This window comes from Pseudomonas sp. Z2-11, assembly GCF_054161305.1.
The window spans coordinates 1,368,470-1,389,870 of the sequence record NZ_CP096395.1 but is presented as its reverse complement, the minus strand read 5'-3'; the positions used below and the strand labels follow the sequence as shown (position 1 = coordinate 1,389,870).

General features: G+C 61.0%; 22 protein-coding genes and 1 pseudogene. 10 read left to right on the top strand and 13 right to left on the bottom strand.

All coding sequences use genetic code 11. The features are described 5' to 3' along the window. Positions 1-664, bottom strand: a pseudogene (locus M1E16_RS06100) (LysE family translocator). Between the two features lie 208 nt (positions 665-872). Between M1E16_RS06100 and alaC the strand changes: the two are divergent. Beyond that, entirely contained in the window at positions 873-2,090 is a 1,218-nt protein-coding gene (alaC, locus tag M1E16_RS06095; RefSeq protein WP_434569563.1) for an alanine transaminase, read from the top strand. Positions 2,091-2,208: 118 nt separating this feature from the next. Here the strand turns inward: alaC and M1E16_RS06090 are convergent, their stop codons facing one another. Together M1E16_RS06090 and M1E16_RS06085 are read right to left on the bottom strand one after the other, a co-directional pair. After that, entirely contained in the window at positions 2,209-3,561 is a 1,353-nt protein-coding gene (locus M1E16_RS06090) for a GntP family permease (protein ID WP_305496305.1), read from the bottom strand. A 92-nt stretch (positions 3,562-3,653) separates the two neighbouring features. Then, the gene (locus M1E16_RS06085) at positions 3,654-4,187 is read right to left on the bottom strand and encodes a gluconokinase (protein ID WP_434625629.1); all 534 of its coding nucleotides are present in this window, start codon (positions 4,185-4,187) and stop codon (positions 3,654-3,656) included. 216 nt (positions 4,188-4,403) lie between these two features. Between M1E16_RS06085 and gntR the strand changes: the two genes are divergently transcribed. The 3 genes from gntR to M1E16_RS06070 all read left to right on the top strand — a co-directional run bounded on the left by gntR (position 4,404) and on the right by M1E16_RS06070 (position 6,872). Further along, entirely contained in the window at positions 4,404-5,435 is a 1,032-nt protein-coding gene (gene gntR / locus M1E16_RS06080) for an HTH-type transcriptional regulator GntR (protein ID WP_458129427.1), read from the top strand. A 172-nt stretch (positions 5,436-5,607) separates the two neighbouring features. Further along, a complete protein-coding gene (locus M1E16_RS06075; RefSeq protein ID WP_458129426.1) occupies positions 5,608-6,147 on the top strand; it encodes a hypothetical protein in 540 nt (179 codons plus the stop codon). Between the two features lie 302 nt (positions 6,148-6,449). Next, positions 6,450-6,872 (top strand): GNAT family N-acetyltransferase, encoded by a 423-nt coding sequence (locus M1E16_RS06070; protein ID WP_458129425.1) that lies wholly within the window; start codon positions 6,450-6,452, stop codon positions 6,870-6,872. A gap of 118 nt (positions 6,873-6,990) precedes the next feature. Here the strand turns inward: M1E16_RS06070 and def are convergent, their stop codons facing one another. The 3 genes from def to M1E16_RS06055 all read right to left on the bottom strand — a co-directional run bounded on the left by def (position 6,991) and on the right by M1E16_RS06055 (position 8,840). Then, entirely contained in the window at positions 6,991-7,530 is a 540-nt protein-coding gene (def, locus tag M1E16_RS06065) for a peptide deformylase (RefSeq protein ID WP_458129424.1), read from the bottom strand. Continuing rightward, positions 7,527-8,477, bottom strand: coding sequence for a YihY/virulence factor BrkB family protein (locus M1E16_RS06060; RefSeq protein ID WP_434569568.1), 951 nt, complete (start codon positions 8,475-8,477; stop codon positions 7,527-7,529). The genes def and M1E16_RS06060 overlap by 4 nt, the downstream gene beginning before the upstream one ends. Before the next feature lie 171 nt (positions 8,478-8,648). Next, positions 8,649-8,840: a CsbD family protein gene (locus M1E16_RS06055; protein ID WP_305496312.1), complete on the bottom strand. Its 192-nt coding sequence runs from the start codon at positions 8,838-8,840 to the stop codon at positions 8,649-8,651. Between the two features lie 195 nt (positions 8,841-9,035). Here M1E16_RS06055 and M1E16_RS06050 point away from each other — a divergent pair, with 195 nt between their 5' ends. Further along, on the top strand, positions 9,036-9,413 hold the full coding sequence (locus tag M1E16_RS06050; protein WP_305496313.1) for a hypothetical protein: 378 nt from the start codon (positions 9,036-9,038) through the stop codon (positions 9,411-9,413). A 211-nt stretch (positions 9,414-9,624) separates the two neighbouring features. Here the strand turns inward: M1E16_RS06050 and fadD1 are convergent, their stop codons facing one another. Together fadD1 and fadD2 are read right to left on the bottom strand one after the other, a co-directional pair. Beyond that, a complete protein-coding gene (gene fadD1, locus M1E16_RS06045) occupies positions 9,625-11,316 on the bottom strand; it encodes a long-chain-fatty-acid--CoA ligase FadD1 (RefSeq protein ID WP_458129423.1) in 1,692 nt (563 codons plus the stop codon). A 367-nt stretch (positions 11,317-11,683) separates the two neighbouring features. Beyond that, a complete protein-coding gene (fadD2, locus tag M1E16_RS06040; RefSeq protein ID WP_458129422.1) occupies positions 11,684-13,372 on the bottom strand; it encodes a long-chain-fatty-acid--CoA ligase FadD2 in 1,689 nt (562 codons plus the stop codon). A 225-nt stretch (positions 13,373-13,597) separates the two neighbouring features. On the opposite strand from fadD2, the gene M1E16_RS06035 reads away from it, so the two are divergent. Then, a complete protein-coding gene (locus M1E16_RS06035; protein WP_458129421.1) occupies positions 13,598-14,542 on the top strand; it encodes an alpha/beta hydrolase in 945 nt (314 codons plus the stop codon). Between the two features lie 40 nt (positions 14,543-14,582). Next, the gene (locus M1E16_RS06030) at positions 14,583-15,053 is read left to right on the top strand and encodes a MaoC family dehydratase (protein ID WP_003227420.1); all 471 of its coding nucleotides are present in this window, start codon (positions 14,583-14,585) and stop codon (positions 15,051-15,053) included. Positions 15,054-15,218: 165 nt separating this feature from the next. On the opposite strand, the gene M1E16_RS06025 is transcribed toward M1E16_RS06030, so the two are convergent. The 4 genes from M1E16_RS06025 to M1E16_RS06010 all read right to left on the bottom strand — a co-directional run bounded on the left by M1E16_RS06025 (position 15,219) and on the right by M1E16_RS06010 (position 18,953). After that, positions 15,219-16,082 (bottom strand): efflux RND transporter periplasmic adaptor subunit, encoded by an 864-nt coding sequence (locus tag M1E16_RS06025; RefSeq protein ID WP_434602993.1) that lies wholly within the window; start codon positions 16,080-16,082, stop codon positions 15,219-15,221. 10 nt (positions 16,083-16,092) lie between these two features. Further along, a complete protein-coding gene (locus tag M1E16_RS06020; RefSeq protein WP_249873604.1) occupies positions 16,093-16,299 on the bottom strand; it encodes a DUF1656 domain-containing protein in 207 nt (68 codons plus the stop codon). Then, positions 16,286-18,286, bottom strand: coding sequence for an FUSC family protein (locus tag M1E16_RS06015; protein ID WP_458129420.1), 2,001 nt, complete (start codon positions 18,284-18,286; stop codon positions 16,286-16,288). Before M1E16_RS06015 ends, M1E16_RS06020 begins: the two co-directional genes overlap by 14 nt. 202 nt (positions 18,287-18,488) lie before the next feature. Continuing rightward, on the bottom strand, positions 18,489-18,953 hold the full coding sequence (locus M1E16_RS06010) for a PA2169 family four-helix-bundle protein (protein WP_434558329.1): 465 nt from the start codon (positions 18,951-18,953) through the stop codon (positions 18,489-18,491). Between the two features lie 48 nt (positions 18,954-19,001). Between M1E16_RS06010 and M1E16_RS06005 the strand changes: the two genes are divergently transcribed. The 3 genes from M1E16_RS06005 to M1E16_RS05995 are packed head-to-tail and all read left to right on the top strand — an operon-like array spanning position 19,002 to position 20,600. Beyond that, entirely contained in the window at positions 19,002-19,163 is a 162-nt protein-coding gene (locus M1E16_RS06005) for a hypothetical protein (protein WP_458129419.1), read from the top strand. Then, positions 19,160-19,396: a DUF3820 family protein gene (locus M1E16_RS06000; protein WP_305496320.1), complete on the top strand. Its 237-nt coding sequence runs from the start codon at positions 19,160-19,162 to the stop codon at positions 19,394-19,396. Before M1E16_RS06005 ends, M1E16_RS06000 begins: the two co-directional genes overlap by 4 nt. 16 nt (positions 19,397-19,412) lie before the next feature. After that, on the top strand, positions 19,413-20,600 hold the full coding sequence (locus tag M1E16_RS05995) for an aminotransferase class V-fold PLP-dependent enzyme (RefSeq protein WP_458129418.1): 1,188 nt from the start codon (positions 19,413-19,415) through the stop codon (positions 20,598-20,600). A 126-nt stretch (positions 20,601-20,726) separates the two neighbouring features. Here the strand turns inward: M1E16_RS05995 and M1E16_RS05990 are convergent, their stop codons facing one another. Next, positions 20,727-21,392, bottom strand: coding sequence for a bifunctional 4-hydroxy-2-oxoglutarate aldolase/2-dehydro-3-deoxy-phosphogluconate aldolase (locus M1E16_RS05990; protein WP_283556083.1), 666 nt, complete (start codon positions 21,390-21,392; stop codon positions 20,727-20,729). Positions 21,393-21,401 lie beyond the last annotated feature (9 nt).

Genomic DNA, 21,401 nt, shown 5'->3' with positions numbered 1-21,401 from the left:
TCAGAGTCCAGGCGGGACAGCCGAGGCGGTTGTTCCGACAAACTCGTTGTAGCCAGAAACGATCACGTAGACGGCGAAATAGCAGAAAATCGCCGCCGATGCCCAATAGGAATAACGCAGCAATTTATCCCCCAACAATTTTCCGCCCTGGGTTGCCGCCAGGCACAGGCCGGCGCTCCAGAGCAGCCCGGCGCAGAGGAATCCGCTCAGAAACAGCGCCGAACTGACTACCGTGCCACCCCCTGAGCGGGCAATGAGCGTACCCCCCACCGCCGCGAACCAGAGGATGGCGCTGGGGGATGACATCGCCAGGAAAATCCCGCGAAAAAAACTCCTGCCGAGACGAGTTGCCCCGGACCTCGCCGGCCTCGGCCAGCACCGCACTGTGAAAGATCGCCGAATGAACCATCTTCGCGGCGAAATACAGCAACAGCACCGAACCGCCGATCCACAGCACCCACCGCACCGTTTCGTATTGCAGCAGGACAGTCATCCCGGCCAGCGCCAGGACCGCATAGACCAGGTCGCCTACGCAGGTGCCCAGGCCCAGGGCTAAGCCCTGGAAATAGCCGCGCTGCATCGCCAGGGTGATCATCGCGATATTGGCCACGCCGATGTCCAGGCACAAGGAAAGGCTCAGCAGGAAGCCGCTGGAAAATTCCATTATTCATTCCATCACAATTGGGTAAGACAGGTCCGACAAGCCGCTACGGCCACCGCCGGTGGCGCAGCCAGGGCGACAGTGTCGTCGAAAATAGTTCGGCGCGGCTACTGGACAATCCGCCATTGGCCCGATTATCTTGCGCCGCAGGCCAACGCATTGGCCGACGTCGCTCGGACGGTTCCGGGCGCTCACGTATCTCGAGGCAACAATGGCCGAACAAGGTTCGCCGCGCCGCTTTGCGCGCATCGATCGACTCCCCCCGTACGTATTTAATATCACTGCCGAGCTGAAGATGGCTGCGCGTCGGCGCGGCGAAGACATCATCGACTTGAGCATGGGTAACCCCGACGGCGCCACGCCCCCGCATATTGTCGAGAAACTGGTCACCGTCGCCCAGCGCGAAGATACCCACGGCTACTCCACATCCAAAGGCATCCCGCGCCTGCGCCGAGCCATTTCGCGCTGGTACAAGGACCGCTACGAAGTGGACATCGACCCGGAAAGCGAAGCCATCGTCACCATTGGTTCCAAGGAAGGCCTCGCACACCTGATGCTGGCCACCCTGGACCAGGGCGACACGGTGCTGGTGCCCAACCCCAGCTATCCGATCCACATCTACGGCGCGGTGATCGCCGGCGCCCAGGTGCGTTCGGTGCCGCTGGTGCCCGGCGTGGATTTCTTCGATGAACTGGAGCGGGCCATTCGCGGTTCGATCCCCAAGCCGAAGATGATGATCCTCGGTTTCCCGTCCAACCCGACCGCGCAATGCGTGGAGCTCGACTTCTTCGAGCGGGTCATCGCCCTCGCCAAGCAATACGACGTACTGGTCATCCACGACCTGGCCTACGCCGACATCGTCTATGACGGCTGGAAAGCCCCGTCGATCATGCAGGTGCCAGGCGCGAAAGACATCGCGGTGGAGTTCTTCACCCTGTCCAAGAGCTACAACATGGCCGGCTGGCGCATCGGTTTCATGGTGGGTAACCCGGAACTGGTCAGCGCGCTGGCGCGGATCAAGAGTTACCACGACTACGGCACCTTTACCCCGCTGCAAGTGGCCGCCATCGCCGCACTCGAAGGCGACCAGCAATGCGTGCGCGACATCGCCGAGCAGTACCGCCAGCGCCGCAACGTACTGGTCAAGGGCCTGCATGAACTGGGCTGGATGGTGGAGAATCCCAAGGCATCGATGTATGTCTGGGCGAAGATTCCCGAGGCCTATGCGCACCTGGGCTCACTGGAGTTTGCCAAGAAGCTCCTGGCCGAAGCCAAGGTCTGCGTCTCGCCGGGGGTGGGGTTCGGGGAATATGGGGACGATCATGTGCGCTTTGCGCTGATCGAGAACCAGGACCGGATTCGCCAGGCGGTACGCGGGATCCGCGGGATGTTCCGGGCGGATGGGTTGATCAAAAAACCTGAGGCCTGACCCAAAACCAATGTGGGAGCGAGCCTGCTCGCGAAGACGACGTAACAGTCAACACAGATGTTGAATGTCATATCGCTTCGCGAGCAGGCTCGCTCCCACAGTAGGTATTGCCTCAGATTCAGATCACCAGCGACAACAGCAGGATAAAGATCAGCCCCACCACCGACAGGATGGTTTCCATCGCGGTCCAGGTCTTGAAGGTTTCGGCCACGGTCATGTTGAAGTACTGCTTGACCAGCCAGAAGCCCGCATCGTTGACGTGAGACAGGATCAGCGAGCCGGCGCCGGTCGCCAGTACCAGCAGCTCACGGTTCACCCCTGGCATCATCCCCACCACTGGTACCACGATCCCGGCACCAGTAATGGTCGCCACGGTCGCCGAACCGGTCGCAATCCGGATCACCGCCGCCACCAGCCAGGCCAGCAGGATCGGCGAAATCTGTGCGCTCACAGCCATGTGGCCAATCACGTCACCCACGCCGCTGGTCACCAGCATCTGCTTGAAGCCACCGCCGGCACCGATGATCAGGATGATCGCCGCCGTCGGCGCCAGGCTCGCGTCCAGCCACTTCAGCATCTGGCTGGAACCGATGCCCTGCTTGTAGCCGAAGGTGTACAGCGACAGCAGCAACGCCAGCAGCAAGGCCGAGATCGGGTGACCGATCATGTCCATCCAGACACGGAACAGGTTGCCGTCCGGCAGCGCCACATCCGCGAAGGTCTTGAGCAGCATCAGGAATACCGGCGACAGCACGGTGATCAGGGTGATGCTGAAGCTTGGCAGTTCGGCGGCGTTCGTCTCGCGGGCCAGTTGGTCCACCAGCTCCTGATTCGGATGACCGGGAATGTGCTTGGCGATGAACGTACCGAAGATCGGTCCGGCAATGATGGCGGTCGGCAGCGCGACGATCAGGCCGTAGAGAATGGTCTTGCCGATGTCAGCGCCAAAGATGCCGATCGCCAGCAGCGGACCCGGGTGCGGTGGCACCAGGCCGTGGACGGCGGAAAGACCGGCGAGCAGCGGGATACCGATCTTGATGATCGACACGCCGGTGCGGCGCGCGACGATGAACACCAGCGGGATCAGCAGCACGAAGCCGATTTCGAAGAACAGCGGGATGCCCACCAGGAACGCGGCGAACATCATGGCCCACTGCACCTTCTCCTTGCCGAAGGCACGGATCAGGGTCTGGGCGATCTGATCGGCGCCGCCCGACTCGGCCATCATTTTGCCGAGCATCGTGCCCAGCGCCAGGATGATGCCGACAAAACCGAGCACGCCACCAAAGCCGTCCTGGAACGCCTTGATGATGGTGCCGGTCGGCATGCCCGACGTCAGGCCGAGAAACGCGGCGGCGATGGTCAGTGCAATGAACGGGTGGAATTTGAACTTGGTGATGAGGACGATGAGTCCGATCACCGTAACCACTGCATCTAGCAGCAGGAACGTCTCGTGGGACATGCCGAACATGGGAGGTGTCTCCTGATTTGTTGTTGTTATTGAAGCAGTTATTTTCAAGCCGTCGGGACAGCGCTATCTTTCTGACGCAAATTGTTCACGCTTCAGCTCGCGAGCTTCAGGCCGTGGGCCAGCCACCAGACGTAAGCCTGGCGGGCCAGTTCATCAACGCTGTGGCTGGACGCATCCAGAGCCAGGGTCAGGGGCTCGCCGACAGGAGATTCAAGGGTGGCAAACTGGCTGTCGATCAGGGTCGACGGCATGAAATGGCCCGGGCGATGGGACACGCGATCAGCGGCCACTTCCGGGGTCAGTTCAAGAAATACGAAGCCCAGGCCCGGCAAGGCGCTGCGCAGGCGCTCGCGATAACTGTGCTTGAGGGCCGAGCAAGTCAGCACCGGGCGCGCACCCACGGCGTCGACACGGCGCAACTCGTCGCACAGGCTGTCGAGCCAGCCGGCACGGTCGTCGTCGTTCAGGGGGATACCGGCGCTCATCTTCTGGATGTTGGCCGCAGGGTGGAAAGTGTCGCCTTCAATGGCGGTGGCGCCGCTCAGTTGGCACAGGGCCTGGCTGACGCAGGTTTTGCCGCAACCGGCAACGCCCATGATGACCAGGGCGGTGATTGGATTATTCATGTAACACCTCAGCGCGCAGACAGCGCTACCTTTGCCAGTTATGACACCGCAGCAAAAGCAGAAGTTGCCGACGCCTTCTTGTCATTTTTGTGGTTGCAGCATGTACGTCCACGACGCCAGCGGACAGGGTATCAGGCAAACCCTGCTCACGCATTTGCAGCCGCGCCGAGACAGCGCTACCTTAGTGCCTTGATTTTTGTTTGGCAAGCCGCCCTGATGACCGCCCCTAAAAACGATAAGAATACTCGCACCACCGGTCGCCCCACGCTCAACGAAGTCGCACGCCTGGCCGGGGTCAGCCCGATCACCGCTTCCCGTGCGCTACGCGGCGTCAGCACCGTGGCCGTCGAACTGGTGGACAAGGTCCGCCAGGCCGCCCTGGAACTCAACTACGTCGTCAACCCCGCCGCCCGCGCCCTGGCTTCGGCCCAGAGCCACTCGGTGGTGGTGCTGGTGCCATCGTTGTCGAACCTGTTGTTCATCGACACTCTCGAAGCCATTCATCGCGTGCTGCGGCCCAAGGGCTTCGAAGTGGTGATCGGCAATTACCATTATTCCCGGGATGAAGAAGAGGACCTGCTGCGCAACTACATGGCCTATCAGCCGCGAGGACTGTTGCTCACCGGGTTCGACCGCACCGAAAGCGCTCGACGGATGATCGAGGCCAACAACATTCCCTGCGTGTACATGATGGAACTGGACCCGGGCGCCGGCCTCAACTGTGTGGGCTTCTCCCAGCTCAAGGCCGGCGAAACCGCTGCCGAACACCTGGTTTCCCGAGGCCGCAAGCGCCTGGCCTACATCGGCGCGCAACTGGACCAGCGCACGCTGTTGCGCGGCGAAGGTTTCCGGCGCGCATTGCAGGAAGCCGGGCTCTACGACCCGGACCTGGAAATACTCACGCCGCGTCCGTCATCGGTGGGCCTGGGCGGCGAGTTGTTCCTGCAGTTGCTCGCCAGCCATCCGGACGTCGATGCGATCTTCTTCGGCAACGACGACCTGGCCCACGGCGCCCTGCTCGAAGCGTTGCGCAGCGGTATCAGGATCCCCGAGCAGGTTTCGATCCTCGGTTTCAACGACCTGCCCGCCTCGGCCCACATGGTGCCGCGCTTGAGCAGCATCAGCACCCCACGGGAAGCCATCGGCCGCCGTGCCGCTGAACAGATGCTCACCTTGATGGCTGGCAACCGCATCGCCCAGCCGGTGGTGGACCTGGGGTTCGAACTCAAGGTCCGCGAAAGCACCTGAGTAGCCCGGCAGGATGCGGCCGAGCCATGCCGACGAACCATGCCGACGAACGGCAAGGATTGGCCGCCCTACCCCATATCTCTCGCCTGCAGCCCTTTGATTCCAGGGATCTGGCACGACGGCATGGGAATTGCTCCCTCCCTCGCTCAGCCACTTTCTACAGGTACGTATCATGTTGGTCAGTGCAAAACAGCAAGCAATGATCCTGCCGCTCAAGCGCCCCGGCGAAGACCCGACAGCCGAAGCCGCCAGCGGCCTGCAAAGCGCCGCGCTGCAGGCGTTGCGAGATAACATCCAGACCCAGACCCAGGCCGGCCAGGCCAGCGCCCAAGTCCAGGACTCCGCCACTCGACACGCCACGCAACAGGTGAGCGCCGCCACGGCCATCAGCGACAAGGTCGACGAAGCCTTCGCCAAGACCCGTGTGCAATTGCAGACGGTTGGCTCGTCAGCCGCCGCAGAAGCCGGCTCTGCCATGGCCCAGTTCAAGGACTACATGAGCAAGACGCCTGAACAACGCTTGCGTGACAGCATCCTCAAGGAAATGGGCATCACCGAAGAAGAGTACGCCGCAATGCCGCCGGAGAAACAATTGGCGGTCGGAGAGGAGATTGCCCAGCGCATGCAGGACAAGTCGGCCATGGCGCAAATGGAGAAAGATCAGCAGAGCGAGAAAAACCTTGCCCAGAGCGCTGTCCTCGCCACCCTCTGAGTCTGGCAGCGCCTCGGTATCACCTCAGCGGGTTTGGGCGGAGCGTTGCAACCTCCGCCTCAAACCTGCGACCAGCCGGGCCGACAGCGCTTCAATGACCGAACAGATTGACCTTCTTGGCTTTTTTGTCAGCGCGTTTTTCATCGGCGCTCTTCGCTGGTTTTTTCTTTGCCGCTTTTTTTGAATCCATGCCTTTGGCCATGATACGCACTCCATTCATACGGGATGTACCCTCAGGTATACACCTATCCCTGCAGCCGCGTTCTTTTATAATTGCCTCCCCTCTTCGCCATTACCCAGCCATGTCCGAAATCCGTTATGCAGCGCTCGAAGAATCGCTTTGGCCGTTGATGAACAAATTTTATCGTGCCCACCAATCCTCGATGAAAGCCGTGCGCGACGCGCAACTCTGGGTGGCGCGGCGCGATGAAATCGTCGCGGCCCTATGCCTGCGACCGGTGTCCGGTGGGCATTGGTTGACGGGGTTGTTCGTCGACCCGGCATTCCGCGCGCAAGGCATCGCGGCGCGGTTGATAGAAGAGGCAGTGAAAGGCGTGGAGGCGCCGGTGTGGCTGTTCTGCCACCCTGACCTGCGCAGCTTCTATGAGCGACGCGGGTTCGCCTTCGATCCCGAACTGCCTTATGCAATGGCTGAACGGCTGAGCCGGTATGCGCGGAGCAAGCCGATGATTGCGATGGGGTGGGTGCCTGCGCAATCTGAATAACTACACATCCCATGTGGGAGCGAGCCTGCTCGCGAAGGCGATTGATTTCAGTAGGTGATCTGGCTGATACAGGGCATTCGCGAGCAGGCTCGCTCCCACAGTTTCGGCGGGTGCGGTGCTAATCGTCGGCCGAGGGATCCAGCTCCGGAAACATCACTTCGGTGAACCCGAACTTGCTGAAGTCGGTGATGCGCGATGGGTACAAGCGGCCGATCAGGTGATCACATTCATGCTGGACTACCCGCGCGTGGAAGCCTGAGGCGGTGCGCATGATCGGCTCGCCCTTCGGGTCGAAACCTTCATAGCGGATGTGCTGGTAGCGATCCACCGCACCGCGCAGGCCCGGTACTGACAGGCAGCCCTCGAAGCCCTCTTCCATCAGCGGGCTCAGCGGCGTTATCAGCGGGTTGATCAGGATGGTCTGCGGCACCGCCTCGGCATCCGGGTAACGCTCGCTGTGCTCGAAGCCGAAGATCACCAGTTGCAGGTCGACGCCGATCTGCGGCGCCGCCAGGCCGACACCGCCGACACTTTCCATGGTCTGGAACATGTCATCGATCAATTGCCACAACTCGGGACTGTCGAACATTTCTGGCGGCACCGGCGGTGCGATGCGCAGCAGGCGTTCGTCGCCCATCTTCAGGATTTCGCGGATCATGGTCGGGCTTCGTCAGTGTGATTGTGAGGAATGGAATGGTCGCGCCCAAGGCCCGATACATGCTGTTTTTCATGCTCGCCGGGGCTCTTTTCGCCATGGTCCTTGCCTTCGGCGGACATGTGCTCGATCACCGCGTTCATCTCAGCGCCGAGCAACAGTACCGCCGCCGAGATATAGAAGTACAGCAACAGCACGATGATCGCGCCGATACTGCCATACATGGCGTTGTAGTCGGCGAAGGTCTTGACGTAGAACGCGAAGCCCAGGGACGCGATGATCCAGACCACCACCGCCAATACCGAGCCCGGCGTGATGAAGCGAAACTCCTGTTTGACGTCGGGCATCACGTAATAGATCAGCGCCACCGCGACCATCAGCAAAAACACGATGACCGGCCAGCGCGCGAGCGTCCAGACGGTGACAATGAATTCCTCCAGCCCGATCTGGGCGGCAATCCAGCCCATCACCTGCGGCCCCAGCACCATCAGCGCCGCGGCGGCCAGGAGCATGCCGGCAATGCCGACGGTGTACAGGATCGACAGCGGAAAACGCTTCCAGGCCGGACGCCCTTCGACCACGTCATAAGCGGCATTCATGGCGCTCATCATCAGCCGCACGCCGGCCGACGCGGTCCACAACGCAATCACGATACCGACCGACAGCAGCCCCCCCTTGGACTGCTGGAGCTGGTCGATCACCGGGTTGACCTGCTCCAGCGCCTGCGGCGGCAGCACCAGTTCCGATTGCAGGCGCAGCCAGGAGAAAAAATCCGGCAGGTGCAGAAAACCGATCAGGGCTATCAGGAAAAGAATGAAGGGGAACAGCGAAAACAACATCTGGTAAGCCAGTGCGGAGGCGTACGTCGACATCTCGTCGTCGAGAAATTCGGTCACCGTGCGCATCATCACGCGGTGCAGGGGCAAGCCTTTCAAGGCCGGGAACATCATGTGCGTCTCCTTTCGCCGCAAAAAAGGAAGGTCGCCTGGCGACTCATCGGGTTATGCCAAGACAAAGTAACCTGTTGGCGACTTTGGAACAATTTCCCCCGGTGCAAGTTCGAGTCGACATGAAAACGGCCACCCGCAGATGACCGTTCCGATCACGTTTCAACTGATCGGTTACGCCTCGTCGACGCCTTTCTTGACGGCATCCTTGGCCTTGCCCACGTTTTGCTGGGCTTCACCCTTTTTCTCCTGGACCACGCCCTCGGCGCGCATGCGGTCGTTATCGGTGGCCTTGCCGACGCCTTGCTTGATGTTGCCGACGGCTTCGTTGGCAACGCCCTTCACTTTATCGCTCGTGCTACCCATGGTGTCTCTCCTGTGAATAACCGTAAGAAAAGTCATTACACAAGGGTTGACTGGGGCCGTTTGCGGGGAGTTTCATTTTTTCTGAGGCTGATTTCGTCGGCGACTGCAGGTTGCGCTTTATGTTTGCTGATCAACCCCCGAGAATGCCCCACGTATTCAGGCTGCGACCTGAAGCTCCAATCCCGTAGGAACGTTATGAAACTCGATAAAAAGCAGGCCATCGCCCGCAGGAACCAGCAACTGGGCGGCGCCGTCCTGGGCGTCAACAATTGCCATTTCAGCGAACTGAACCGCAATCGCAACATCTTCTGGTTCGACATTCCGGTGGCCCGGCTGGCCATTGGTCAATACGAATGGATTCACCTGCTGCTGCACACCCCCGCCACCGATGAACTGCTGCACCTGAAAGTGCCGACGGTGTTCCTGCGGGAAAAACTGGAAGGCCTGGAAGTACGCAACCAGGGCAAACGCAAGGCCGCCCTGAGCCTGGAATTGAGTGCCGACAAGGATTCCTACCTGCAAGACATGCGGCCGGGTGGCACCAACCTGGATTTTGCGCAGTTTCGATTGTAGCCCGATCGCCAGGATCACCGGTTCCCCTGTGGCGAGGGAGCTTGCTCCCGCTGGACGCGAAGCGGCCCCTGCGGTGTATCAGTCGGACCGGATGGGGCTGCTGCGCAGCCCAGCGGGAGCAAGCTCCCCCGCCACAACGGCCGCCCCGCGCGAGGCCATAGCCTTGTAACAAAAAGCCCCGCATCAGCGGGGCTTTTCATTGGCGGCGGGTTTACTTCTTAAGCCCCAGCTTCTTCAGTTCTTCATCGCGCAACTCGCGCCGCAGGATCTTGCCCACGTTGGTGGTCGGCAATGCATCGCGGAACTCCACGGCCTTCGGCACTTTGTAGCCAGTGACGTTGGCGCGCATGTGCTCCATCACCTGTTCCTTGGTGAGCGTGGCCCCTGGACGTACGACGATGAAAATCTTGATCGCCTCGCCGGACTTTTCATCCGGTACACCGATCGCCGCGCACTGCAGCACACCCGGCAGGGTGGCCAGTACGTCTTCCAGTTCGTTGGGGTAAACGTTGAAGCCGGAGATCAGGATCATGTCCTTCTTGCGATCGACGATGCGCATGTAGCCGTCCGGCTGGATCAGCGCGATATCACCGGTCTTGAGCCAGCCTTCACTGTCGAGGATCTCGTCGGTGGCCTCCTGGCGCTGCCAGTAGCCCTTCATTACTTGCGGACCTTTCACACACAATTCGCCGATTTCACCGAGTGGCAATTCGACGCCCGCGTCATTGATGACCTTGCACAGCGTCGATGGCACCGGAATGCCGATGGTGCCAACCTGGATGTGCTGGATCGGGTTGACGGTAGCCACCGGGCTGGTCTCGGTCATGCCGTAGCCTTCGCAGATCGGGCAGCCGGTGACCGCCTTCCAGCGCTCGGCCGCTGCCAGTTGCAGCGCCATGCCACCGGACAAGGTCACCTTCAGTGCGGAGAAGTCCAGCTTGCGGAAGGCTTCGTTATTGCACAGGGCCACGAATAACGTGTTGAGGCCGACAAAACCGCTGAACTTCCACTTCGACAGTTCCTTGACCATCGCCGACAAGTCGCGCGGGTTGCTGATCAGGATGTTGTGGTTGCCGATCAGCATCATCGCCATGCAATGAAAGGTGAACGCATAGATGTGGTACAGCGGCAGCGGCGTGATCAACACTTCGCAGCCTTCATTGAGGTTGGAGCCCATCAATGCCTTGCACTGCAACATGTTCGCCACCAGGTTGCGATGGGTCAGCATCGCGCCCTTGGCCACGCCAGTGGTGCCACCGGTGTATTGCAGAACGGCCACGTCATCGCTGGTGGGGTTGGCTTCGTTCACCGGCTGGCCGTGGCCCTTGCTCAACACGTCGTTGAACTTGATGGCCTTGGGCAAATGGTAAGCCGGGACCATCTTCTTGACGTACTTGATCACGCTGTTGATCAGCAGGCGCTTGAGCGGCGGCAGCAGGTCGGCGACTTCGGTGACAATGACGTGCTTGACGCTGGTCCTGGGCACCACGTTCTCGGCCAGGTGCGCCATGTTGGCCAGGCACACCAGCGCCTTGGCGCCGGAGTCGTTGAACTGGTGTTCCATCTCCCGCGCGGTGTACAGCGGATTGGTGTTGACCACGATGAGCCCGGCGCGGATCGCGCCGAAAACGGCCACCGGATACTGGAGAACGTTGGGCAGCTGCACGGCGATTCGATCGCCCGGCTGCAAATCGGTATGCTGTTGCAGGTACGCGGCAAAGGCACCGGACAATTCGTAGAGTTCACCGTAGGTGATCGTCTTGCCGAGGTTGCTGAATGCCGGCTTGTCGGCGAAGCGTTGGCAGGACTGCTTCAACACCGCCTGAATATTCGGATACTCGTCTGGATTGATGTCGGCAGCAATCCCAGCTGGGTACTTATCCTTCCAAAAGTCTTCAATCATGGAAGCCCACTCCTCAGCAACGCGAATTCTTCACCGCATTTGATGCGATTATTATTGGTGTGTGTTTTGTTGGTGAATCTGGCTTGAATCAAGGCCGAGAAGTCACAAAAGCGCGCCGAGAGTAGCAGCTTTGCCAAGGGTCGACTAGAGCCAAAAATGGGCCCTACAGTCACAAATCTGACTCAAGAAAATCCAATGGTCACTTTTAGAGTAAAGATTCTAAGACCGTGTAATGTCACCCCATGCATAAAGAACTGTGGGAGCGAGCCTGCTCGCGATAGCGGCGTATCAGCCGACATCTCTGTCACTGATCGACTGCTATCGCGAGCAGGCTCGCTCCCACAGGTTTTCCATTGAGGCAAGCGCCTCAGGCGATATCGCGCAGTTCCCGCCGCAGGATCTTGCCCACCGGCGTCATCGGCAGCGAGTCACGCAATACGATGTGCTTGGGGATCTTGTAGCCGGTGAAGTTCTCCTTGCAGTAGGCCTTGAGTTCTTCAAGGCTGACGCCCGCCTCACGGGCTACCACGAACAGTTTCACCGCCTCCCCCGAACGCTCGTCCGGCACGCCGATGACCGCGCAACTGGCGACTTTCGGGTGAGCCATGACCACGTCCTCGATCTCGTTGGGATACACGTTGAAACCCGAGACGATGATCATGTCCTTCTTGCGGTCGACGATGCGCACAAACCCGTCGGGATCGATCACCGCGATATCGCCGGACTTGAACCAGCCTTCGCCGTCCAGCACTTCGGCGGTCGCCTCGGGCTTGTTCCAGTAGCCCTTCATGATCTGCGGGCCCTTGATGCACAGCTCGCCGCGCTCGCCCAGGGGCAGCTCGACGCCGTCGTCGTTGATGACCTTCATCAGCGTACCCGGCACCGGCAGCCCCACCGTACCCAGGCGCGACTTGCCGCCGTAAGGGTTGGCACTGGCCACCGGCGAAGTTTCCGTCAGGCCGTAGCCCTCGGTGATGCCACAGCCGGTGAGCTGCTTCCAGCGTTCGGCCGTGGCCTTGACCAGCGCGGTGCCGCCTGAGTTGGTGACCTTGAGGTTGGAAAAATCCAGCGTCTTGAAATCAGGATGGTCCATCAGCGCCACGAACAGCGTGTTGAGCCCCAGCAACAGCGAGAACCGCCAGTTCTTCAGTTCCTTGATGAAGCCACCGATGTCCCGGGGATTGGTGATCAGCACGTTGTGGTTGCCCGTGACCATCATGCACATGCAGTTCGCCGTGAACGCATAGATATGGTACAGCGGCAACGGCGCGATCATGACTTCCTGGCCCTCGCGCAACAGCGGCTGGCCGTCATCGCCGATCTGCCCCAGGCACGCCCGGGCCTGCTGCATGTTGGCGACCAGGTTGCCGTGGGTCAGCATCGCGCCTTTTGCCAGCCCCGTGGTGCCGCCGGTGTATTGCAGCACGGCGATGTCATCGAGGCTGACGTTGAGGGGCTTGATGCCCTGGCCTCGCCCGAGGCGCAAGGCGCTCTTGAAGGAAATGGCCTGGGGCAGCGAATAGGCCGGCACCATTTTCTTGACCTTGCTGACCAGCGTATTCACCAGCCAGCCTTTGGCGGTAGGCATCAGGTCGCCCATCTTCGCTTCGATCAGGTATTGCAGGTCGGTGTCGGGCAGCACTTCCTGGACCTTCAGCCCGAACAGGTTCATGTACACCAGCGCCCGGGCACCGGAGTCCTTGAACTGATGACGCATTTCCCGCGGGGTGTACAGCGGGTTGGTATTGACCACGACCAGGCCGGCGCGCAGGGCACCGAAGACGGCGATCGGGTATTGCAGGACGTTGGGCATCTGCACGGCGATGCGATCGCCTGGCGCCAGGTCGGTATTGGCTTGCAGATAACCGGCAAAGGCCGCGCTGTAGCGCTCCAGCTCGGCGTAGGTGAGGGTCACCCCCATGTTGCTGTAGGCCGGACGGTCGGCAAATTTCTTGCAGGAACGCTCGAACACCTCGACAACCGACTTGTAGGCACCCAGGTCGATGTCCGAGGGCACGCCGGTCGGGCGTTTGTCATTCCAGAAATCAGGCTGCATTGTTTTTGTCCTCTTTACCTGAACGTATCCGGGACCGCTTGCGTATCGCTTGCACAGGCGGAGCTCCTCGGACACTAGCAGCTATGGCCAATCAGGCAAATATGGCAACTTGCGTCATAGATCGTGTGAATCTTCCTCCCTTGCCGTGACCTGATCAGGCGAGACGCGACGGATGCGCTATACAATGCAGCGACGCTGCGTCTGACTTTGTGCAAAGGAACCGCCATGATCCACCAAACGTTCTGGCTGACCGCGACCGATCACAGGCGCATCTTCGTCAACCAATGGTTGCCCGAAACCGCCCCGCAGGCCGTGCTTATGCTGGCCCACGGCATGGCCGAACACAGCGCTCGTTATGGGCGCCTGGCCCAGGCGTTGTGCGATGAAGGTTATGGTGTCTACGCACCGGACCTGCGCGGCCATGGCCAGACCGGCGAGGAAACAGTCCTGGGGCATTTTGCCGACGAGGACGGCTGGGCCAAGGTGGTCGGCGATCTCGCGAGCCTCAATCAGCACATCGGCCAGCAACATCCAGAAATACCAATTCTCCTGCTGGGCCATAGCATGGGCAGCTATATCGCCCAGGGTTACCTGCTGCACCACAGCGCCAGCCTGCACGGGGCGATTCTCAGCGGCTCGAATTTCCAGCCCGTGGCGCTGTACCGCGCGGCGCGCCTGATCGCCCGCCTCGAACGTCGACGCCAGGGAGCCACGGGGCGTAGCGCGCTCATCGAGTGGCTGTCATTCGGCAGTTTCAACAAGAAATTCAAACCGGTGCGCACGCCCTTCGACTGGCTCAGTCGCGACCCGACCGAAGTGGACGAATACGTCCAGGACCCGCTATGCGGCTTTCGTTGTACCAATCAGCTGTGGATCGACCTCCTCGGCGGCTTGCAGCAGATCAGCAAAGCGTCCAATCTCGCGCAGATCGATCCGGGCCTGCCGTTGCTGGTGATTGGCGGCGAATGTGATCCGGTGAGCGAAGGCAAGCGTCTGAAAGATCTGGCCGATGCCCTGCGCGACGCCGGCAATCAACATCTGCAATTGACGATCTACCCGCAGGCCCGGCACGAACTGTTCAATGAAACCAACCGCGATGAAGTGACGGCCGACGTGCTGACCTGGATTGCCCAGGCGCTGAGCCACCAGCGGCCGCCACGCAGCGAGTAGGTTCGCAGCGTTTTTCCTTTACCTGTTACAGGATCCAGACATGACCCAGGTTACCAACATCCCTTACGAAGCCCTCGAAGTCGGCCAGACCGCCAGCTACAGCAAGACCGTCGAAGAGCGCGATATCCAGCTGTTCGCCGCCATGTCCGGCGACCACAACCCGGTGCACCTGGACGCCGAATTCGCCGCCGCCAGCATGTTCAAGGAACGCATCGCCCATGGCATGTTCAGCGGTGCGCTGATCAGCGCGGCGGTGGCGTGCGAGCTGCCTGGGCCGGGCACCATCTATATCGGCCAGCAGATGAGCTTTCAGAAACCGGTGAAGATTGGCGACACCCTGACCGTGCGCCTGGAAATCCTCGAGAAACTGCCGAAGTTCCGCGTGCGCATCGCCACGCGCGTGTTCAATCAGCGCGATGAACTGGTGGTGGACGGCGAGGCCGAGATCCTGGCTCCGCGCAAGCAGCAGACTGTTACGTTGCCGACGTTGCCGGCGATCAGCATCGGCTGATGATCATGATTCCCCGTGGAGAGGGAGCTTGCTCCCGCTGGGGTGCGAAGCGCCCCTGAGAAAAGCCCACCGCGTTTAATCTGATTAACCGTGATGTTCTTTTTACGACTGCTTCGCAGCCGAGCGGGAGCAAGCTCCCTCGCCACGGAGTCCGCAGTGCGACGGCTATTGCAGCCGCTCTTGCACCTGCACACTCGCCGTCATACCCGCGCTCAGGCTCACCCCTTCCGGCACCTTGTCGAGCTTGATCCGCACCGGGATCCGCTGGGCCAGGCGCACCCAGTTGAAGGTCGGTTCGACCTCTGCCAGCAATTGCGCATCGGGGTTGGTGTTGCGGTCGGTGATACCGCGGCTGATGCTTTCCACATGGCCGTCCAGCGCATGGTCGGCGCTCATCAACCAGACCTTGACCGGATCGCCCACGCGGATCCTCGGCAGTTTGGTTTCCTCGAAATAGGCCTGCACGTAGAACGTCGAATCATCGATCAGCGCCATCACCGGTTGCCCGGCGTTGACGTAGTTGCCTTCGGCCAGGCGCAGATTGGTGATATGACCACTGCGTGGGGCCAGGACCTGGCTGCGGGCCAGGTTCAGCTCGGCGACCTTGGCCTGGGCCTGGGCCTCGCGCAGTTCGCCACGGGCAATGCCGGCGTTGATCTGGGCATTTTCCCGCAGCTCGGCGCTGATCGCCTGAGGCCCCAGGGCGGCGCGGCGGCTGGCTTCGTGTTCACGCAGGCTCAGCTGCTGCTGACGGGTCTGGACCACCGCGCGAGCCTTTTCCAGCGCGGCCTCGAAGCGTTCGCGATCGATGCTCAACAACAAATCGCCGGCCTTGACCTGCTGGTTGTCCACGGCCTTGAGCTCGCGCACCCAACCGGATACGTCAGGGGCGACCACCACCACGTCGGCACGGATTCGCGCATCCCGGGTCCAGGGCGTGAGCATGTAGTACTGCCACAGATGAAACCCGGCGAAGATCGCCACGGCCACCACGCCCAGCGTGACGGCGACACGTACGGGTGTACGCATGTTCAACTCCTTATAGCGGTCCGAGGACCAGGGTAATGACAGTCAGGACACAGACGTACAGGGCACAGTCGAACAAGGCTTCATGCCAGATCCAGCGCCCGACCGGCAACAGGCCGAGCAACAGGCGCAGCGCCCCGGTTGCCAGCAAGGCCAGGACCACATAAATCAGGAACGGGCTGAGCAGCACCCCGCCAATCGACCATTCACGCAAGCCCATGGCTATGTTTCCCTTCTTCGGATTCGTGCTGGCGGCACCAGGCGCGCCAGCTGTTTTGCAATTGCACCACCGCGCCTTGGGCGAGCTTCAGCGCATCGCTGGACGGTTGCTGCGACAGCACCCGCAGATATGCGTCGCTTGCCTGGGCCAAAGCCTCGGCCTGATCCCCGCCGGGGCCGCGTTCCAGCGCCTGTTCCAGCGTTTCGAAATATTCGCGCTGGGCTGGGCTGTCGGGTATCTGGGCGACGGCCAGGCTCAGGCGCAGATGCAGCAACTCATCACCGACGTCCAGGCCCAGCAAGCCGTCGTCCCAACGGCTGCGCGCCGGCACCGGCAGCTCGGGATAATGCCGCGCCAGTTGCAACAGCCGGTCAGCCATGCGGCCACCGAACCAGCTTTCAGCACCACGCAGATTGCGATGGGTCAGCCTGACCAGATCCTCCAGCGTCGCGGCCAGCAGCCGACGGCTATGCCAGGCCGGGTTGCGCAGGATCAGCAGCTTGAACGCCAGCACCGCCGCGCCGACGCCGATCATCATTGCCTGGGCGTTGTTGAAAAATGCCGAAACGTCGTACTTCATCGCATTGAGCGGCGAGACCAGCACCACAAAGTGCAGGCAGAACGAGGTGGCCGTGGCGTAGAGCGGCGGCTTGGCCATGCACAGCGCCCCCAGGAACAACGGCACGCCCATGGCCATGCACAGCATGGCGAAACTGCTCCATTGCGGCAGGAAAATCTCGCCAATGACAAACGCCGTCGGCACTGCGAGGAAAATACCCCGCAGGAAACTCATGCCGATCTGCGCACCGTTTTCGCGGCTGGCAAACAGGCTGCACACCACGCAGGTGAGCAACAGCGCACCGGATGCGGCGGGCCAGGCGGTCGCCAACCAGAAGCAGGCTACCGCCAGGAATGCCAGGGCGCTGCGGGCGCCGAATACCATGGCCAGGGACAGATCACGGTGCGGCGCCAGCGTGCGCGGCGGATCGGCGGCCGCCCTGCCCTCCTGCACGGCCGAGAGCGCGGCACAGGCGGCCAGGGCGGTATCGAGCAACAAGGCGAAACGAGCCAGGCAGTAACTTTGCGCCGAGCTGATCCGGGGGTCATGAGAAGCATCCAGAACCCGAGGCCGCAGGGCCTGCAGCGTCGCGCTGTCTGCAGCAAGCGCCTGCTGCACCTCGTCCATCCACGGCTGGAGCGCTGCGGCCTCCTGAGGCTCGAGTTGTTTCCACTGCCGGCGCACCGAACGGGAAATACGCAACAGCATCAGCAGTTTCTGGCTCAAGCCGCTGATGGCTCGGGCGCGCTGGCGACCCAGGCTGCCTTCGAACCAGGCGTGTTCGCGCTGGGCATCCACCGCAACGATCTTGCCGAGGATTTCGAGCAAGCCTTTGCGCGCCTGGGCATCGCCGGCCAACGTTGCACGCGCCGCCTGCATGCCGCTTTGCCAGGCGGCACGGGCCTGATCCGCCAGTTGCCGTTCGACCCGCAACGGCCAGAGCAAGGCGCTGGCCGCCGTGGCGCAGGTAATGCCCAGGCTGATCTCGGTGCACCGCGCCACGGCCTGATCGAAGACCCCCAGTGGATGGGAAAGGGCCGGCAAGGCAATGATCGCCACCGTGTAGCCAGCCAGCACGAAAGAATACGACCAGGCGCTGCGCAACAGCGTCGAACAGCCCGTGCACACACCCAGCCACAGCGCCAGCGCCAGCAAGAACAACCACGGTGCCTGGGCGAACAATCCCATGAACACCACCGACATGATCGTCCCCACCAAAGTACCGACCAAACGCGCCAGGCCCTTCTGTACCACCATGCCGGACAGCGGCTGGGCGACGATGAACGCCGTCATCAATGCCCACGACGGCTGCTCCAGGCCCCAGCGCAACGCCAGCCACAACGCCAGGCCACCACCGAGTACGGTTTTGATGGCGAACTGCACTGCGAGGCGGTCGGGGGCAAACAAGGCCTGGAAGGTAATTGGCACGGAAAACTCTTCTGGGGACCGAGGTAATGAACGTAGTAACGAACGTAGTAACGATAGATCGCGCGATGGGCAGCGCAATTATTAGCTAGCTACCTATTCGAGTCCAGAGGTGATTATTGATGGATTTGACAAACACTCTTGCGCTTTCGTGACCCATAAAAAAACGCCAGCAAGCTGGCGTTTTTTGCGTTACAGGCAAGTGTCAGCTGGCACGCGCCTGGTTACGCAGCGCCTTGACCTGGTCGTGGTTGCGTTGCACGCCGTGGTACTGACGCTCAACCAGGTCGCGAATACCTACCAGGTTGTGCTTGTTGATCTTCTCGATGGCTTCCTTGTAAGCCTTGAGTGCATGGTCTTCGCCGCGTTCGGCTTCGTTGAGGACCGCTTCTTCATCCTTGCCGGTGAACATCGCTTTCACGTCTACCCAACGACGGTGCAGGTCGCCAGCAACGCTGGTGGAAGTTTCCGGATCGCCACCCAACGAACGCACGGCGGCTTGCAGCTCGGCCGCGGCAGTTGCGCAATCGGCCGCGCGTTTAACGAACAGGGCCTTGAGTTCTGGGTGCTTGATGTCTTCAGCGCAGGTCTTGAATCCTTCCTGGCCATCCTTGCTGGTCTCGATCAGGTCGTTCAAGACAGAGATGGATTCTTTATTGATGTCAGTCATTTTTCAGTTCCTTTGCTTGGTGAATAAAAACCTGCAAGGAATATTGCATTGGCCGTGCCAGCCAAAAACAACAATAAAAATACTTCAAATTCAATAGGTTATAAAACAAGCGAAAATCTGTATCCGCGTTATTTGCATGATCTGTCATTTGGCCTGCATGCAGAATGCCTGTATTTTGCCGATGGTTACTATCAAGACAAATCGCCATGAATCCGCAAAAGCTTGAACTGCTGGTGACGCGCCAGATGCCCTTCGGCAAATACAAGGGCCGAATCCTCGCCGACCTGCCTGGCCAGTACCTGAACTGGTTTGCCCGTGAGGGTTTTCCCCACGGAGAACTGGGCGCTTTGTTGGCACTGATGCAGGAGATCGACCACAACGGTCTGTCGGACCTGCTGGATCCACTGCGCGCCAAACACGGCCTGCCCAAACCACGCCATTGACCGACTGAACCCGCCCATGCCCGAAAACACCCTGCGCGCCCATGATGAAGCTTTCTGGCAGACCTTCGTCGACCGCTACGACGTCGAGCCCGAGGGCCCGCTCAACCTGGAAAACGGTTACTTCGGGCGAATGTCCCGTACCGTGGTCGAGGAGTACCAGCGCAACATCGAATTCGTCAATCGCAGCAACTCGGTGTACGTACGTCAGCATTTCGACCGGGAGCACAGCGAGGCCATCCGTCGGCAGGTAGCGCAACTGATTCACGTGCCCTCCGCTACCGTGGCGCTGGCCACCAGCGCGGTGGACGCCTTGCAGACGCTGATTCGCAATTACAACGGCCTCAAGCCTGGCGACCAGGTGCTGATAAGCGACGTCGAGTACGAGTCAGTCAAAAGCGCGATGCGCTGGCTGGCTCGCCAGCGAGGGGCGCAGGTCATCGAGCTGGTCCACCCGCATCCCGCCAGTTTCGAAAGCCTGGTGGGCACCTATCGGGAAACCTTCATTCGTTACCCGCGCCTCAAGCTGATGGCGCTGACTTACGTCAACCACCTGACCGGCCTCGTCATGCCGGTCAAGGCGATTGCCGAGGCGGCGCGGGAGTTCGATGTCGACATCATTCTCGACGGCGCGCACGCCCTGGGTCAGATCGAGTTCAATCTGAAGAAACTGGGTATCCAGTTTGCCGGTTTCAACTTGCAGAAGTGGATTGGCGGCCCGCTGGCCCTGGGCTTTCTCTATATCGCTCCAGAGCGGCTGGTCGACATCGATCCGGACATGGACGAAGCCAATTACCCCGCCACCGATGTGCGCTCACGCACACCCCACAGCACGCCCAACATCCCTGCCCTGCTGACGCTGCCATTGGTCTTTGAAGAACACCGCACCCTGGGCGGCGCCTCGGCCAAAGGTGCCCGACTCTGCCACTTGCGGGACCTGTGGGTGAACGCGGTGCGGGATGTGCCCGGCATTGAAGTCATGACTCCGGACGACCGGCGGCTCTATTGCGGCATCACCTCGATGCGCTTCACCGCCCACTCCGATCAGCAAGTCATGGCCGATCGGCTGCTGAAAGAACATGGGATTTTTACCGTGGTGCGCAAGACCAGCGTCGGCCCGTGCATCCGCATCACGCCGGGGTTGATTACCTTGGCACGGGATATCGAGCGGTTGACCGAGGCGCTTATCCACCTGAGCAACACATAACCCGTGGCGAGGGAGCTTGCTCCCTCGCCACGAGGATGCGCAGTGAAACAACGGGCAAAAAAAAACGGTGCGCCGACCAAGCGCACCGTAAAGCCGTAGAACACCCAACGAAGTTCGGTAAGACAATCAGTCCAGCAGCGCCAGGGCCTCGGCGGTGCATTCCTGGATGCGGGCCCAGTCGCCGTTCTTGATCCACTCCGGATCCAGCATCCAGCTGCCGCCCACGCACATCACGTTTTTCAACGCCATGTAGCTCTTGATATTGGCCGGACTGACGCCGCCAGTCGGGCAGAATTTCACTTCGCCGAAGGGGCCGCCCAAGGCCTTGATGGCAGCCACGCCACCGCTGACTTCCGCCGGGAACAACTTGAAGCGGCGATAACCCAGCCCGTAGCCTTCCATGATGCCCGAGGCATTGCTGATTCCCGGCAACAACGGAATCGGGCTCTGGACGCTGGCTTCCAGCAAGTCGCGGGTAATACCCGGCGTCACGATGAATTGCGAACCGGCGGCCTCGGCGGCGGCCAGCATATGGCGATCGAGCACCGTGCCGGCGCCGGTCACCAGTTCCGGACGCTGTTCGCGCAGCACCTGGATGGCCTTGAGGCCGTATTGCGAGCGCAAGGTCACTTCCAGCGCCGTCAGGCCACCGGCGGCCAGGGCATCGGCCAGCGGCAGGATGTCCTGCTCACGGGCAATAGTGATCACCGGCAAGATCCGCGCCTTGGCGCAGAGGCTGTCAATCAGCGTTACTTTGTCCGCCATGGAAACGGTCGGGGATGGGTTTGTCATAGCGGCTGA